The following is a 15,631-nucleotide window of genomic DNA, read 5'->3' on the forward strand; positions in this document are numbered from 1 at the left end:
CTCGCCGCCCCGCTCACCCCCCCTACCGACGGATCAATGCGACTTTGTTGCACTCCAAGCGACTGCAAGCCACATTGATCCGCCATGGGGAGGCGTCCGCAATGGGGAGCCGCACGAGGGGTCAGCGTCGTTTCGACGAGTACATGCGTTCGTCGGCGATGTGCAGTAATTTTTCGGGGCTGACGGGCTTGTCCCAGCTCCATCCGACGCTGACCGATGCGGGTACCGGAACACCGTCGATGAGGTACGGGCCGGCCAGTAGCATCCGCACTCGTGCGGCGAGGCGTTCGACTCCGTCGGCCGATCGGGAGCTACGCAGCAGAGCGACGAATTCGTCGCCTCCGGTGCGGCAGGCGATGTCTCCGGCGCGGAGGTTGGCGCGGATGCGGGCTCCGATGGCGGCGAGCAGTCGGTCGCCTACTGCGTGGCCGTATCGATCGTTGACGGATTTGAAGGAGTCGACGTCGACGAACAGGATTCCGACCGGGTTTTCGTCGGCGGCTTCCTTGAGGGCCTGAAGTTCTGCCATCAACCGTCGGCGATTGGCCAGGCCGGTCAGGTCGTCGATCAACAGTTGGCGCTCGAGTGCCGCCTCGGCTCCCTTCCGGGCGGTGATGTCCTGGATCTGGGCGATGATGATGTCGTCGCCGTCGTTGTCTCGCACCACGGTGGCGTTCCGCTGGACCCAGATGGTGGCTCCGTCCTTGCGGATGTATCGCTTTTCCGATGCCACGCTGGTGAGGGTCCCGCCGGCCAATTCGGCGAGGTGTTCGTCTGCCATCGCGATGTCGTCGGGATGTGTCAGGTCTCGAAAAGTTTTCTGCAGCAGTTCTTCCGAGGTGTATCCGAGGAGATCGCACAGTGCTTTGTTCACTTGCAGCCAGCGGCCGTCGATCGTCAGCAGCGCTTTGCCGATGGGTGCGTACTCCATGGCGATCTGGAAGAGGCGGACGGCACGGTCGCGCTCGCGTTCTGCCTCGGCACGGGCGCTGACGTCGACGACCATTGCCGTGAATCCGACGACGCCGCCGTCGACGATATCGGGGACGTAGGTGGCCTGGGTGACGCGTACGACGCCGTTGACGTCGATGAGTGTGCGGTCGAACTGTTGCTGCTCGCCGGCGAGCGCTCCCGAGATGTAGGGCTTGTTCAGTTCGTACAGTCCCTCACCGAGGAGCTCGCTGATGTGCATACCGACCAGGCGCGCCGGCTCGATGCCGAAGTAGTCGGCATAGACCTTGTTGGCGAAGACGTTGCGCTCCGAGCTGTCCCAGTAGCCGATCATCGATGGCAGCTGGTCGATGGCGCGTGCCAGTTGCCCCACTGGATACGTGCGCTGATCGGCCATTGACCACCCCTGGATATTCGTTGAGCCGACAACCGACAACGCTACAGAAAATAGCCCCTTCGTGGGGCGTTCGTCGGTGCATCTTCAATAAAACATATGAGTGCGCAAGTGCGCACGCATATGTACAGTGAACGCATGCTTCGGCACAATCACACTTTCCGACGCCTGTTCACCGCACAGGTGGTCGCGCTCGTGGGCACCGGGTTGCTGACGGTGGCGCTCGGGCTCCTGGCCTACGACATCGCCGGCAGCGCCGCCGGAGCCGTCCTCGGCACCGCATTGGCGATCAAGATGATCTCGTATATGGTTGTTGCGCCGGTTGTTTCGTCACTGACCAGTAGGTTGCCTCGCAAGCTCGTCCTCGTCATCGCGGACGCCATCCGAGCGCTCACCGCGCTGGCGCTGCCCTTCGTCGATCAGGTGTGGCAGGTCTACGTCCTGATATTCGTGCTGCAGGCGGCGTCGGCCACGTTCACACCCACCTTTCAGGCCGTCATCCCGTCCGTCGTGCCGGACGCACAGCAGTACACCCGCGCGCTCACGCTCTCCCGCCTGGCTTACGACCTCGAGTCCCTGGTGAGCCCGCTGATCGCCGCCGCACTGCTGACGGTCGTCACCTTCCACACCCTGTTCGTCGGCACGGCGGTGGGGTTCGTCGCCTCCGCAGCAATGGTGGTCGGCACAGCCCTTCCCAGATACGTTGCACCACAACACAAGAAACCGCTCGACGGCATAGCGACGTTCGTCCGGCAGCGGGAACTCCAGGGTCTGCTTGCGCTGAACATCGTAGTCGCCGCAGCCACGGCTCTCGTACTCGTCAATACCGTTGTGTACGTGCGTGATCTGTTCGGCGGTTCGAGCACCCAATTGGCCGTCGCCATCGGCTGTTTCGGTGCGGGGTCGATGGCGGCGGCGCTGCTCGTTCCGAGAGCCCTCGAGCGGATCTCCGACCATCGCCTCATGCTCGCCGGTGCCGCCGTCGCTGTCGTCGGCACCGCAGCCGCAGCACTCGTCGCCACCCTCGGCGGCGGGCCGACCGCATGGACCGCTCTGGCGATCACGTGGTCGATCCTGGGTATCGGCACCTCGCTGATCAACACGCCGTCGGCGAGGATCTTGCGACGAGAGTCGGACGAACACAGCCGAACCTCGATCTTCGCCGCTCAGTTCTCCCTGTCCCACGCGGCGTTTCTGCTCACGTATCCGTTGGCCGGTTGGGTCGGGGCGCAGTTCGGACTGCTCGCCGCGGCGACGGTGCTCACGGCCTTGGCTACACTTGCGGCACTGTCCGCAGCACGCCTGTGGAGTCGCTCCCGAACCCCGGTCGCCGCCTCCGCATGAGGAGACGCCGTCCACAAAGGAGACACCTCGATGCCACCGAAGAAGGAACAGCGCATCAGTCTCCATCACGAGGCACAACCCGACTCCGCGCGACTGGCGACGGCAACCGACACGTTCCGGATGCTGTCCGATCCCACTCGGCTGCACATACTCTGGCTACTCGATCGCGGCCCCGCCGACGTCAGCGAGCTCACCGCGGCCACCGGAACGTCCCGCACTGCCGTCAGCCAACATCTGGCCAAGCTCCGGTTCACCGGTCTGGTCGAGACTCGCCGCGACGGGCGCAACGTCATCTACAACCTCGCCGACGGGCACCTCGCTCGGCTGGTGCGTGAGGGCCTCAATTTTGCCGACCACAAGGTCACCGGTGAACCCCCGCACGAGTGACCTCCGAACCCCAACGCGCCCACAGCAGCCCGTGGAACATGAGACCATGCAGCATGAGTGACGGTGGCGCACGACCGAAGGCCGATGGCCGCAAGCGGCGGTGGGAACAGCACAACACCGATCGTCGACGCCACATCATCGAGGCCGCGATGACGGTACTGGCCCGTGACATCGCTCCCGGGGAGCGGCTGACCACTGCACAGATCTCGGCCGAGGCGGGCGTTCATCGCACCGGCCTCTACCGCTATTTCAACGATCGCACCGATCTCGACACCGCGATTCAGCGTGCCATCTGCAAGCAGTTGAGCGCTGCGCTGGTCGCCTCGTTCGCGTTGACCGGCACTCCACGCGATGTGGTGCATCGGGTGGTGAGTACATACGTCCGCTGGGTCGCCGAGCATCCCGCGTGGACGCGGTTCGTGGAGCAGGACGTCAGTGCCGAGTCGCCCAGTCCGCTCGAGGAGACCAATGCCCTGCTCGCCGAGCAGCTGGAGGTCAGCGTCGCGGCGTTCCTCGCGTTGGTGAATGCGGATCTGTCACCGGAGGATTGGTCGCTGGTGCGGCCGTGGGTCGCGGGCCTGGTCTCCGGATGCATGGGCGCGGTGCGCAGCTGGAGCGCGCAAACCGAATCACGCACCGGCCTGGATCATTTCGCGACGTTCCTGGCCGACACCATCTGGCTGCAGGTCAAAGGACTTGGGGCATCCCGCGGAATCGCGATACCCCAAGTCCCTCTCGAATCTGTCACCGGCCCCCAGACAGCTCAGCCGAACGAGGGCTCACTGCGGTAGCGCGACGGTCGTCCGTCGATACCGAGGGCGCGCCACACGCGCTTGGAGACGCGGTTCATCAGTCCCAGTTCACCGGCGAGCATGCGGACGTCACCGAAGGTGTCGCGCAATGCCTTTCGTGACGATTCGCTGTTCCACCACACGGCGTCCACTACCTCGTCGGGGATGTCGAGTTCGCGTCGCATCTGCTTGCTCGGCTTCATGATGACGTCGCACAACAACCGCATGATGACGGGCGTGAGAATCGAGATCGACGCCTTCTCGAAGGGACCGAGACGAGGAGCCTTGTACCGCAGGTACTGATGCGCGAAGCCGATGTGGCGGGCTTCCTCGGCGATGTGGATCTGCATGACGCGCTGGACCAACGGGTGGCCGACAGCGCCTCCACGCAGAACGCCCTTCTGCATGTGGTCGATCGGCTCTTCGCCCGCGAGGACGCCGACGAAGAATCCGAACGGTGCCGAGCGGCTGGCGAACACCGTGAGCATCGGCACGATCTTGCGGAACCATCCGGGCCCACCCGGCACGTCGATGCCGATGCGATTCACCAGCTCCTGGAACATCTGGGTGTGGTGGCACTCTTCGGTGGCCTCGTGCGTCGAGTACCGGAATTCCGGCGAGTCGTTGGGTAGCGTCAGGGCGTACTGCATGAGGCCGCTGATGAGGATCTGCTCGAACTGCAGGCCCACCTTGACCATGCTGGCCTGGCGATACATGCCGATGTGGATCTGCCGATCCAGGGGAAGCGACTTGTACCAATCGGTGTGACCGAGAGGGTCTTCGTCCGGGAGTACCCACCGGGGATCGTTGGGAACGATCGCGTATTCGGGCTCGTCCCAGGGAATGTCGAGGAAAGCGTCGAAGTGCTGATGCACCGATGCCGTCGACAAGGAGTGCAAGGTGTCTCGGTAGTGCGTTCGTGCGTCGTCGACTGCAGTCATGGTGGTCCTTCCGCCTGCGTCCCGAACAATCTTTACGCTACAGAGCGTCACATATAAATCCCGTTAGTGCAACGGACCGTCGCAGATACTTACCGAAATGTTGCCGAAGACGACGAGAGCCGGCCGACGTGTCGTCGACCGGCTCTCGCCACGAACCCTCACCTCACCAGTGCGGCAGCACCATCAACAGGAAGCCGAGACCGATGAGAACGCCGACCGCTCCGGTGCCGATGGCGAGCGCGGTATCGCTGCGTTCGGCGCGCGGCCCGGAGAGATCCGGGCTTCGATCCGCCCACAGCGCGGACACGATGGCGATCAGGCCGGCTGCGATGCCGAGGCCGGCTGCCCAGAACGACACAATCGACAGAGCGCCGAACATCACGGCAATCTCGGTCACCTGCGTCCGGGTGCGAATATGTCGATTCCACCACCGCGGCGGCACGTCATCCATGTCGTGAGCGTCGAAATCAGGGGATGTCACTGTCACTGTTCTCTCCTTCCTCAGGCTCGCTGAGCTGGGGTTTGGTGCACGAAAGTATGCCTCTCCATTTTGGCACCCGATGCCCGAGAGTGCTAATCCCAAATTAGTTGCATACGCGCTATAACGGCGTAGGCTCACAACGAACACGACGAGGAGGCTCCATGCACATCGATCTCGATGGACGTACCGCCCTGGTGTCCGGCTCCACGCAGGGAATTGGCTCGGCGATCGCTACAGCGCTTGCACAGTCGGGTGCCCGCGTGGTGATCAACGGGCGTTCGCAGGCCACCGTGGACAAAGCCGAGCAGCAGATACTCGACACCGTTCCGGGCGCGCGTGTCATCGGCGTCGCCGCCGACCTCGCCACCGCCGAGGGCGTCGAGCAACTCACCGCGCGCGTCCCCGCGGTCGACATCCTCGTCAACAACCTCGGCATCTTCGGATCCAAGCCCGCCCTCGAGATCGACGACGACGAATGGCGTCGCTACTTCGAGGTCAACGTGCTCTCGGCCGTCCGCCTGATCCGCACCTACCTGCCCGGGATGATGGAATTCGGTTGGGGTCGAGTGCAGAACATCTGTAGCGACTCCGCCGTGGTCATTCCCGAGGAGATGATCCACTACGGCATGACCAAGACCGCATTGCTGGCCGTGAGTCGCGGATTCGCCAAAGCTGCGGCCGGGACCGGAGTTACGGTCAATTCCGTCATCGTCGGCCCCACCCATACCGGCGGGGTGGAGGATTTCGTGGCCGAGCTCGTCGGCGACGACCTCCCGTGGGACGAGGCTCAGGCGACGTTCATGAAGAACCATCGCCCGAACTCGTTGATAGGCAGACTGATCGAGCCCGAGGAAGTCGGCAACATGATCGTCTACTTGAGCTCGGATCAGGCGTCGGCCACCACCGGTGGCGCTCTGCGGGTCGACGGCGGTTACGTCGATTCCATCCTGCCCTGATCGAGCACTGTCAGTGTTTGCGGCGCAGCATCTTTCGGCGGTACATGTCGGCGTCGGCAACCTGGGTCAGCGCCTCGAGTACGTCGGGTCCGGGGGAACCGACGGCGATGCCGTACGTGACCGAGACGACATGCCCGGCGACGAGTTCCTGCGCGAGAGCGTCGATCTGCACCGCGTCGAGGCCGGCGACGAGGACGATGAACTCGTCGCCGCCGAGCCGGGCGATCACACTTCCGGCCGGTACTTTCTCGGTCAGTGTGTCGGCGAGTCCGATGAGAATGCGGTCGCCCGCAGCGTGGCCATCCCTGTCGTTGACCGCTTTGAAGTGGTCGACATCGAACACAATCGCGGCGATGTTCTCCGATCGACGAGCCGCTCGGGCAGCAAGATTCGTCGCCGCGTCGACGGCACCGGCGCGGTTGAACACCCCGGTGAGCGGGTCACGGAGAGCGCCGGCGATCAGGGCGGCGCCGAGAGCGCCGAACACCTCGGCGGCAGCGAGAATGCACACGACGTAGAGCGCGCCCCACAGCATCGGTGCCGGGGCGGGCGCGAGCAGCAGCGCCGTGGCCGACAGCAAGGCCAGCGCCACGCACAGGACCCGTGCTACGACGACGGGGTACGTCGCGCGCAGGTAGAGCGCCAGAAACATCGCGGGAATCAACGCCCACACCTGGGCAGCGAGATTCTGATGGGTCAGCATCGTCAGCGCTGGAGCCAATGCCGCACAGGCAATGGCGATCCCCTGCCGCACCGGGCCTGGTCGACGAGACAGGATCGCGACGAATCCCACCGCAGCGACCACTGCGGCCCACATCTCACCCACGGCCCCGGCACCGTTCGTGTCGGCCCAGGATGCGATGAACGCGGCCGAATAGAGCACCAGCTGTACAGCGAGCAGGGACGACAGAACGCGGCGACGCGAGTCGATCACCACCGACCCCGCGCTCGCCGGCTGCCTGTTTCGCCGTGGGGACACAGCTCATCATCGCCGCCTACCCGCTGGCGTTACCGGACTGCCCCGTACTTTTCCTGCACCAGCAACACGATTAGCCGAAAAAGCGGGCACGCTGTGGCGGCATTCACCGCCGCCGATGAGCTCGTCCGTTGCGAAAATCATCGCAGGCAACGGAACGGCGGGGTTGTGGTCGAGACAGGTGCCGTGCGCCCTGGCAGGGTATTGGCCATGCCCTCGTTCCCTCACGTTCCGCATCCGAGTTCGGTGCACGGTACGGCGGGTCTACGGACGCGGCTGTTGATGTACTTTCTGCTGGCCACAACCGGTCTCTATGCAGTAGGGGTGATCTTGACGTTGCTGCCTCACGGCGACCGGGTGACGTCCGATGTCACCGGTGGTGTCGTAGCTGTCGGCCTGGGAGCGGCCGGCGTGGTGGTGCTGTGGGTTCGACCCGGTACCGCGGTGGCGCTTCGGCTTGCCCTGGCCGCGGCGATGGTGGCGACACCCGCGGTGATGGCGTTCCATCGGCTCGCGGCGGCACAGAGCCAGTGTCTGATCGCGGCGATGTTTCTGGCGATGTACATCCGTGCGTTCCATCGGGACGGACCCGGCAGAGTGCTGGTCGGCGTGCTCGTGGTGAGTGTGCTGTCGGCGGTGTGGGCTTCTCCTGCTCCGATGTATCCGATTTCGTACCTGATCTTCGGCGTCGCGGTGATTGCCGCAGGCGAGGCGTTCGGTGTGGTGACCAAGGCTCTCATCGTGGCGTCGTGCACCGATCCTCTGACCGGAGTGTTCAACCGGGCGGGATGGGAGATGGCCGCGGCGGAGGTGGCAGGCAACAGGACTGCGGAGCTCCCGGTCGCGGTGGTGATCGTCGACGTGGACAATTTCAAGGCCGTCAACGATTCGGGCGGACATCGTGCGGGTGACGAATTGCTGATCGATCTGGCGCAGTCCTGGACCCGCGCAGCTCCCTCCGACGCCGTGATCGCACGTCTGGGCGGTGACGAGTTCGCGGCGCTCCTGACAGGGCACAGCCGTGACGTGGTCGACGAGTTCGCCCGGATCACCGCCGAGTCGTTGCCCTACGCCAGCGTCGGAACAGCTCAGTCCACGGATCGGCAGGAGTCTGTCTCGGACATCCTCGCCCGCGCGGACGAAAATCTGTACGGCGTCAAACATGTTCGCCGAGAACGCCCTTGAGGATCAAGTCGACGGTGCCCTGGAGAAACCACCACGCCGCCAAAGCAAATCCCTACCCGCATCGCTGCTGCGTCAGTTCCCGGCTACCTCGGTAGCCCGAGCGAGTCCGTCGACGAGGGTCGGCAGGAAGTACGGAATCGACAGTGCCGTCGGGCCTACTGCGGCCCCGGCTTCCTGACCGACGAATCCTGCCACTGCTCCCCCGGCGACGGCCGGGATCTGCCGCGTCACCGGTGATCCCGTGAATTCGGCCAGTGCAGCGTCGGTATCGACCTGAGTGAACACCACGTCGGCGTCGATCTTCGAGATGTTCTCCGCCGAGACGGTGGTCGAGAACGTCGAGTCACCGCTCGCCAGGGCCGTCACCGACGGGTCCGAGGTGAAGCCGAGATTCTCGAGCAACTCCACCCGCGGGTCGGACGGCAGCAGCAGGTAGTAGACATCTGCGGCCTCGGACACGTAAGCGATTGTGCGGCCCTCGAACTCGGGGTGTTGCGAGCCTGCGTCGGTGACCTGCTTGTCCAGATCGGCCACCAGGTCACGAGCCCGATCCGGCACGCCCAGCACGTCGCCCGTGGTGGTGATGACGTCGCGCCACGGCGTCGACCACAGCTCTTCCGGCGGTGCGATGACGGGGATTCCGGCATCGGTCACCGCGTCGTACTCGGCCTGGGTCAGACCCGAATGCGGGGCGAGCAGAACGTCGGGGTCGGCGGCGAGCACCTTCTCGACCGTCAATGCGTTGGTCACGTTGTCCAGCAACGTCGGAGCGGGGCCACCGCTCGCGTCGATGGCGTCGGAGATCCACGGATAGATCAGGTCCTCTCCGCCGCCGTATTCGGCCGACGGCATGGCCACCGGCACCACACCCAGTGCGAGCACGGCGTCGGTGGTGCCGAAGCCCCACGTGGCAATCCGCTCGGGCACGGCGTCGAGTGTGGTCTCGCCGTACATGTGCTGCACGGTCAACGGAAACGAGTCGGTGGACGACGCGGCGGGGGCGGAAGCGTCGTAGGCATCGGACGAGCTGCAGCTCACCAGAGCGAGCGAGGTGAGTACAGCGGCAACGAGGCTGGTCAGTACACGATGAGTCATGAAAAGTCCTGTATGTCGGGGTAGTGACTAGAGGTTAGCCTTAGCTTGCCTAAACCGCGAAATCGGCCTCGCAGGAACCTCCCAGCCGGAGCCCAGGGTTCTCCCCGGATCTCCGCAGAGTATGGGCACTACCGAAACATCCAGTGCCACATCGAAGGAGACAGAGCGCGATGCCTCGCATTCCCGAACCCACGAACACCCCCGACGGACCCGCGTACGAAGGTCGACTGCTCGACCGTCCCGACGAGGAGGTGGTCGATCAGGGTGCCGCGTTCGACATCACCACCCTGTTGACCCGCCGACGCGTTCTGAGCATCGTCGGTGCCGGTGCCGGAGCACTCGCCCTCGCGGCGTGCTCGAGCACGTCGAACGCCGGAAGTACCACCACCACAGCTGCATCGACGACGGCGACCACCGCCTCGGCCACGAGCGAGATTCCGCAGGAGACCAACGGCCCGTATCCCGCCGACGGCACCAACGGCGTCAACGTTCTCGAAGAATCGGGAATCGTTCGCCGCGACGTGACGTCGAGCCTCGACGGCGGCACCACGGTCAGCGGTGTCCCACTGTCGTTCACGTTCACTCTCACCGACATGGCGAACGACAACCGCCCCTTCGAGGGGGCAGCGGTGTACCTATGGCAGTGCGACGCGAACGGCAAGTACTCGATGTACTCCGAGGGTGCCGAGGACGAGACGTACCTGCGCGGTGTGCAGACGGCCGATGCGAGCGGGAGCGCCACCTTCGACACCATCGTGCCCGGCTGCTACTCCGGCCGCTGGACGCACATGCACTTCGAGGTCTACCCCGACGCAGCGTCGGCAACCAACGCCGAGAACGCAATTGCCACGTCGCAGGTCGCCTTTCCGCAGGAGATCCTGAACGACATCTACCAGCTCGACACCTATCCGGGCTCCGCGAGCAACCTCGCCCAGCTCGGCAGTCTCGACAACGACAACGTGTTCGGCGACGGCTACGACCTGGAGATGGGCACCTTCACCGGCGACCCCACGAGCGGCTATGTCGGCTCGCTGGCAGTCGCGATCGACACCACCACCGAACCCGCCATGAGCGCAGCGCCTTCCGGCGGCGGTGCGGGCGGCGGGGGCGGACAACCGCCGATGGGCGGCACACCCCCGGCCGGCGGACCTGCCGGCACCGCTCCCACCAACTGACCCTCCCCGACACCACCCACCGAAGGAAACATCATGCTGCACAACCTCACTGGATGGCACGCCCTCGTCGTTCTCGCCATCGTTCTGCTCGTGTTCGGTTCGACCAAACTCCCCTCGCTCGCCAAGGGTGTCGGTCAGTCGATGCGCATCCTCAAAGACGAAGTGCATGAAGACAAAGCGAAGACATCGGCGACGCCCGACGACGTCTCGGTCCCGGTTCCGTACCGACACGCCTCATGACCGCAGCCACCGCCGTGCGGGGTGCGATGCCCCTTGCCGGGCACATGCGCGAGGCACGTCGCCGTGCGATCCGTGCGGCGGTGTCGCTGCTCGTCGGCGTCATGATCGGCTTCGCGACCTCCGATCGGATTCTCGACATCCTCCGCGGCCCCGTCGAGGAACTGGCGCTGTCCCGCCAGGCCAGCCTCAACTTCGAGACCGTCACGGGCGCATTCGATCTCCAGCTGCGGATCGCACTGTTCACCGGCGTCATCGTGTCGAGTCCGGTGTGGTTGCGGGAGATCTTCGCTTATCTCACTCCAGGATTGACCCGTCGCGAGAAAAAGTACGTTCTCGGATTCTCCGCGGCTGCTACCCCACTGTTCGTCGCCGGCTGCGCATTCGGGTTCACCATTTTCCCTCGTATGGTGAGCGTGCTCGCGGGCTTCTCCTCCGACGAGGACAGCACCATCCTCAACGCGTCGTACTACGTGGATTTCGTCATGAAGATCGTGTTGGCAACCGGTATCGCCTTCGTCCTGCCGGCAGTGTTGGTGATGCTGAACTGCCTCGGCATCGTCTCCGCAGACAGGCTGCGCAGCAGTTGGCGTGTCAGCGTGGTGGCGATCGCCCTGTTCAGCGCACTGGTCACCCCCGCGGCAGACGTGCTCTCCATGTTCCTCGTCGCGCTGCCGATGGTCACGCTGTTCGGCGCGGCTCTCGCGATCACCGAGATACACGACAGACGATCGTCCAGACGTGCTACTGCACAGGAGAATTCATCATGTTCGGCCTGACATTCGAGAAATTGTTCCTCGTCGCGATCATTGCGGGGTTCGTCCTCGGCCCGCAACGACTGCCCGGCTATGCCCACCGACTCGGACGGGCGGTGCGCACGCTGCGGCACTTCGTCGACAGCACCCGCAGCACAGCGGAGGCCGAGATGGGCGTTCCGCTACGCCGCAGCGAGTGGGAGTCGTTGGACCTCAGGCAGTACGACCCACGCCGCATCGTCGCCGACGCACTGCGAGAGAACGACGCACTGCGAGAGAACGACACTCTGCGAGAGAACGACACTGCGACGCCGACCGATCCAGAACTGGTCGCAGAGGCCGCCCGAGTGCGACCCGGTCAGAAGTATCTGATCACGGGACCGTCATCGCATCCGCGTCGCGTGCTCATCGAGTCACTGCCCGAGAACGATCCACGCCGGATCGCTGCCGAGGCATCGACGCGCGAGAATGCATGCTGAGGCGGTAAATTGTCGGCTCAGCAGCCAGGACTACAGGAGTGTGAACGCCGATGTCCGATCACCGTGCAGACGAGTTCGAGATCCCCACGATAGACATCGGCCCCTTCGCCTCGGGCAGTACGGCCGATGCGGCAGCCCGAGCTCGTGTGGTGGCCGAGATCGACGATGCCTGCACCCGTTCCGGATTCATGCAGATCATCGGGCACGGCATCGGAGACGATGTGCTCGACGGTCTGGCGCGGTCCATCGACTCGTTCTTCGCGCTGCCGCTTGCGACCAAGAACGCGTACCGGATACCCGACGCGAATCGCGGATACAGCCCGCCCAAGAGCGAATCATTGAGTCTCAGTGTGGGAGTCGAGTCGGCGTCGCGGATGAACGACTTTTTCGAGGCGTTCAACGTCGGGGTCGAAGCGCGATCCTTCGACGCCCTCGATCTGGACGAGTCGGATTACGGAATCAACGTGTGGCCCGACGAGCTGCCTGATTTCCAACGCGACGTCGAACGGTATTTCGCCGAGGCGTCTCGGGTTGCCCGCACTCTCACCGGAATCTTCGCTGCGGCACTCGAGCTACCGGTCGACTTCTTCGACACGCTCACCGACCACTCGATCGACGTGCTGCGGATGAACAACTACGCCCTGCCCGAGGGCATGGTCACCCTCGACGGTGACCTCACCGGGATGGGCGAGCATACCGATTTCGGGATCGTGACGGTGTTGTGGGCCGACCAGGTGGCCGGTCTTCAGGTGCTGGGTACAGACCGCGTGTGGCACGACGTCGCTCCTCGCGACGGCGCTCTGTTGGTGAACCTGGGAGATCTCACTGCGCGATTGACCAACGACCGGTGGCTGTCCACTCTGCATCGCGTCAAGCCACCCGTCGTCGACGGCACCATCGTGCGTCGGCGGTCGGCGGCGTTCTTCCACGACGGCAATGTCGACGCGGTGATCTCCACCTTGCCGTCGCACCTGGACGCGGATTCCGGCCTGGCCTACGAGCCGGTGTCGGTACGCGATCACATCGCCGCCAAGCTCGCCGGATCGCGGCAGGGCAAGGCGAATGTCGGCGCGGTCCGCGAGGCTGCACGCGTACGCGCGGCGGAAGGCCGATGACAGACGGACGCGTCGGTCAGTCTTCCGACCTTTTGAGCACGGCGATGCACGTCAGAAAGACGATCTTGATATCGAGCCGGAGGGACCAGTTCTCGATGTAGTAGTTGTCCCATTCCGCACGATCCGCGATGGGGGTCTGACCGCGTAATCCGTTCACCTGAGCCCATCCGGTGAGTCCTGCTTTGACGCGATGCCGCTCGCCGTAGCGTCTGATCTGCGCTGCGAACAGATCGACGTACTCCGGCCGCTCGGGACGGGGGCCGACCAGGCTCATGTCGCCGCGCAGCACGTTGATGAGCTGCGGCAGCTCGTCGAGCGAGGTCTGCCGCATGATCTTGCCGATCCGGGTGCGTCGATCCACGCCTTCCACACCGCCGGGTGCCGCTCCCTCGGTCCGGACGAAGTCCGCATCGGAGTCACGTGGTGGCCGCATGGATCGGAACTTCAAGCAGTCGAACGGAACTCCGTCTCGGCCGATTCGTTCTTGCGCGAAAAAGATGGGCCCGGGGGAACTCGCCCGTACCAGCACGGTGAGCACAAGGAACACCGGCGACAGCAGCAGCAGAGCCAGTCCCGCAGTGACGCGGTCCAGCGCGCCCTTGAGGACGAACTGCCACCCCCTCGGGTCGACATGCCGCAACACCACCAGGGGCAGCCCGCCCAGATGCTCTATGCGCGCGTGCATTCCGACGGTGTCGAACATGCGGGGTACGAGCCAGACGCGGGCACCGGCATGCTGTGCCGCACGGATCGCGTCGACTATTTGTTCGTGCGGAGCCGACGCGAACGCGATCACCACCTCTTCCACCCGATGCGCTCGGAGTATTCGAGTCAGGTCGGTGAGCGGTCCCAGATACGAAAGCCCCTGTTGCACAGAGGGGTCGACGTCGGGCGAGGAGTCGACTGTCCCGACGAGATCCATCCCATATTCGGAGGACTGCTTCATTCTGCGCGCCAGTTGCTCTGTGACGGGACCACTACCGACGATGACAGTCGGTGCACTCGCATGGTGCTTCGCGCGAAGCCAGCGCTGCCCCCACGCCCGTGCCAGGCACGCGATCGCGAGCGCAACAGCTGCGCACAGCCACACACGGACCATGACCGCACCTGGGCGATAGGGAGTCTCGATGGCCAGAATCAGGGCGAGCGTGATCAGGGTCGCGAAAGCGACGGCGGATTGCACCGGGCCGATTTCATCGATGAAGTTTCGTCGAAGCCCACGTCGGTAGAGCTTTCTCGACGCGAGCAGCACAATGACCGTGGGCACGAACAACCATGGGTACCAACCCAACGCAGCGACGCTGCCGGAGCTCCAGTGGACACCTTCGGCTACGCCGATGGCCGCGGCGAGCACGTCGAAGAGAACGGTGAGGATCGTACGAACAGGGTTGCTCCGTATTCGATCCGATACGTTCCTCCCGAAGCGGGCTTTCACTGACTGCGGTGTCGATATCGTCATCGTCGATCCGCGCGAGTTCGACTCGATATCCGGTCCTTCCAAATTTCATGTCCTCAGAGCGGTGACGCCGTTCGGCAGTCGACATTTCGTACACCGAAGACATATCACCCTTCACGCTCTTCCGGCGTGCAACGCAAGCATCGTCACTGTCGAAACAGCGCTGCTGTCAACGAATTCGCTGTTGAATGAGCCAGGCGATGTCTTCGAGGGTCTTCACGTGGCCGGACGTCCATTTACGTGGCCGGTAGTCCCACACATCCAGCATTCCGACGGTGAACCCAGCGTCGGACTTGATCGGCGCTGCCATATAGGCGATCAGATCCGCAGTCGCGTGATCCCTCAATAGCGCGTGCTCTCGAATGTCCTGCGCCACCAGCGTTTCGCCGGTTTCCACCACGACACGGCATGCCGACCGTTCCACCGCTACGGTCTGTGGCTGCGCTGCCGTTCCCGATGTTCCGACGCTGGCTTTGATGAATTGCGTGTGATCGTCGACGAACGAGATCGACGCACCCTGTGCTCCCATGGCTCGCAGTGTCATTCGGGCCAATTTGTCGAACTGCTCGTCACGAGAACTGCCGATCATGCCCGTAGCTCGTACGGCGGCGAGACGGTCGACGTCGCCGATCTGCAGGTACGTCTGCGGAAGTGACGTCGAATCGGGATCGGACAACTCGATGTTCTCGTATTCGAAACTGCGGGCGTCCGCGAGCACGGCGGCCACTTCCGGTGAGGACTCTCGTTCGAGTTCGGTGACGAGCCGAGTGATGATTGCCCGACGTGCGTAGGTGTTGAGGGACTCGCCGGCCTTGTCGGCATGGTGCGTCAACAGCCTGTTGATTCGATCTCCGAATCCGGTTTTTCCCAAGTCCACCTATCGGACGGTAGTTCACTCCGCTCTGTTACGCGC

The 15,631-nt window shown here is 64.2% G+C and carries 17 protein-coding genes; 10 read left to right on the forward strand and 7 right to left on the reverse strand.

Going from position 1 to position 15,631, the window contains the following annotated elements; translation table 11 throughout:
• Positions 1-121: 121 nt before the first annotated feature.
• Positions 122-1,348: a sensor domain-containing protein gene (locus CH266_RS02800; RefSeq protein ID WP_094714667.1), complete on the reverse strand. Its 1,227-nt coding sequence runs from the start codon at positions 1,346-1,348 to the stop codon at positions 122-124.
• A gap of 135 nt (positions 1,349-1,483) precedes the next feature.
• Between CH266_RS02800 and CH266_RS02805 the strand changes: the two genes are divergently transcribed.
• Genes CH266_RS02805 through CH266_RS02815 form a run of 3 tightly spaced genes read left to right on the forward strand, consistent with a single transcriptional unit; the run spans position 1,484 to position 3,867 of the window.
• Positions 1,484-2,689 (forward strand): MFS transporter, encoded by a 1,206-nt coding sequence (locus tag CH266_RS02805; RefSeq protein ID WP_094714680.1) that lies wholly within the window; start codon positions 1,484-1,486, stop codon positions 2,687-2,689.
• A gap of 30 nt (positions 2,690-2,719) precedes the next feature.
• Entirely contained in the window at positions 2,720-3,076 is a 357-nt protein-coding gene (locus CH266_RS02810; RefSeq protein ID WP_032366952.1) for an ArsR/SmtB family transcription factor, read from the forward strand.
• Positions 3,077-3,129: 53 nt separating this feature from the next.
• Positions 3,130-3,867, forward strand: a complete 738-nt coding sequence (locus CH266_RS02815) for a TetR/AcrR family transcriptional regulator (RefSeq protein ID WP_052057102.1) — start codon at positions 3,130-3,132, stop codon at positions 3,865-3,867.
• On the opposite strand, the gene CH266_RS02820 is transcribed toward CH266_RS02815, so the two are convergent.
• Together CH266_RS02820 and CH266_RS02825 are read right to left on the reverse strand one after the other, a co-directional pair.
• Positions 3,840-4,808: an AurF N-oxygenase family protein gene (locus CH266_RS02820; RefSeq protein ID WP_094695607.1), complete on the reverse strand. Its 969-nt coding sequence runs from the start codon at positions 4,806-4,808 to the stop codon at positions 3,840-3,842. The genes CH266_RS02815 and CH266_RS02820 overlap by 28 nt on opposite strands.
• 163 nt (positions 4,809-4,971) lie before the next feature.
• Positions 4,972-5,295 (reverse strand): hypothetical protein, encoded by a 324-nt coding sequence (locus tag CH266_RS02825; RefSeq protein WP_139278407.1) that lies wholly within the window; start codon positions 5,293-5,295, stop codon positions 4,972-4,974.
• A gap of 155 nt (positions 5,296-5,450) precedes the next feature.
• Between CH266_RS02825 and CH266_RS02830 the strand changes: the two genes are divergently transcribed.
• Positions 5,451-6,245 (forward strand): SDR family NAD(P)-dependent oxidoreductase, encoded by a 795-nt coding sequence (locus tag CH266_RS02830; RefSeq protein WP_094714668.1) that lies wholly within the window; start codon positions 5,451-5,453, stop codon positions 6,243-6,245.
• Positions 6,246-6,255: 10 nt separating this feature from the next.
• On the opposite strand, the gene CH266_RS02835 is transcribed toward CH266_RS02830, so the two are convergent.
• Entirely contained in the window at positions 6,256-7,179 is a 924-nt protein-coding gene (locus CH266_RS02835; RefSeq protein ID WP_094621444.1) for a GGDEF domain-containing protein, read from the reverse strand.
• Between the two features lie 252 nt (positions 7,180-7,431).
• On the opposite strand from CH266_RS02835, the gene CH266_RS02840 reads away from it, so the two are divergent.
• Positions 7,432-8,406, forward strand: coding sequence for a GGDEF domain-containing protein (locus CH266_RS02840; protein WP_094714669.1), 975 nt, complete (start codon positions 7,432-7,434; stop codon positions 8,404-8,406).
• Between the two features lie 72 nt (positions 8,407-8,478).
• Here the strand turns inward: CH266_RS02840 and CH266_RS02845 are convergent, their stop codons facing one another.
• Positions 8,479-9,501 (reverse strand): ABC transporter substrate-binding protein, encoded by a 1,023-nt coding sequence (locus CH266_RS02845; protein ID WP_094621442.1) that lies wholly within the window; start codon positions 9,499-9,501, stop codon positions 8,479-8,481.
• A 170-nt stretch (positions 9,502-9,671) separates the two neighbouring features.
• Between CH266_RS02845 and CH266_RS02850 the strand changes: the two genes are divergently transcribed.
• From CH266_RS02850 to CH266_RS02870, 5 genes are read left to right on the forward strand one after another with little or no spacing between them, the layout of a single operon-like run.
• Positions 9,672-10,676 (forward strand): dioxygenase family protein, encoded by a 1,005-nt coding sequence (locus tag CH266_RS02850; protein ID WP_094714670.1) that lies wholly within the window; start codon positions 9,672-9,674, stop codon positions 10,674-10,676.
• A gap of 33 nt (positions 10,677-10,709) precedes the next feature.
• Positions 10,710-10,916 carry a twin-arginine translocase TatA/TatE family subunit gene (locus CH266_RS02855; protein ID WP_032371812.1) on the forward strand — a complete coding sequence of 69 codons (207 nt, stop codon included), beginning with the start codon at positions 10,710-10,712 and terminating at the stop codon, positions 10,914-10,916.
• Positions 10,913-11,692, forward strand: a complete 780-nt coding sequence (gene tatC / locus CH266_RS02860; protein ID WP_094714671.1) for a twin-arginine translocase subunit TatC — start codon at positions 10,913-10,915, stop codon at positions 11,690-11,692. Before CH266_RS02855 ends, tatC begins: the two co-directional genes overlap by 4 nt.
• Positions 11,680-12,147 carry a Sec-independent protein translocase subunit TatA/TatB gene (locus tag CH266_RS02865; protein WP_094714672.1) on the forward strand — a complete coding sequence of 156 codons (468 nt, stop codon included), beginning with the start codon at positions 11,680-11,682 and terminating at the stop codon, positions 12,145-12,147. The genes tatC and CH266_RS02865 overlap by 13 nt, the downstream gene beginning before the upstream one ends.
• A gap of 50 nt (positions 12,148-12,197) precedes the next feature.
• Positions 12,198-13,262, forward strand: a complete 1,065-nt coding sequence (locus CH266_RS02870) for an isopenicillin N synthase family dioxygenase (RefSeq protein WP_094714673.1) — start codon at positions 12,198-12,200, stop codon at positions 13,260-13,262.
• A 16-nt stretch (positions 13,263-13,278) separates the two neighbouring features.
• Here CH266_RS02870 and CH266_RS02875 read toward each other — a convergent pair whose 3' ends face one another.
• Both CH266_RS02875 and CH266_RS02880 read right to left on the reverse strand, forming a co-directional pair.
• Complete coding sequence (locus tag CH266_RS02875; protein ID WP_094714674.1) at positions 13,279-14,721, reverse strand: sugar transferase; 1,443 nt, start codon at positions 14,719-14,721, stop codon at positions 13,279-13,281.
• 166 nt (positions 14,722-14,887) lie between these two features.
• Complete coding sequence (locus CH266_RS02880) at positions 14,888-15,595, reverse strand: GAF domain-containing protein (RefSeq protein WP_032383068.1); 708 nt, start codon at positions 15,593-15,595, stop codon at positions 14,888-14,890.
• Positions 15,596-15,631: the final 36 nt, after the last annotated feature.

This window comes from Rhodococcus sp. 06-1474-1B (assembly GCF_002258885.1).
GTDB lineage: Bacteria > Actinomycetota > Actinomycetes > Mycobacteriales > Mycobacteriaceae > Rhodococcoides > Rhodococcoides fascians.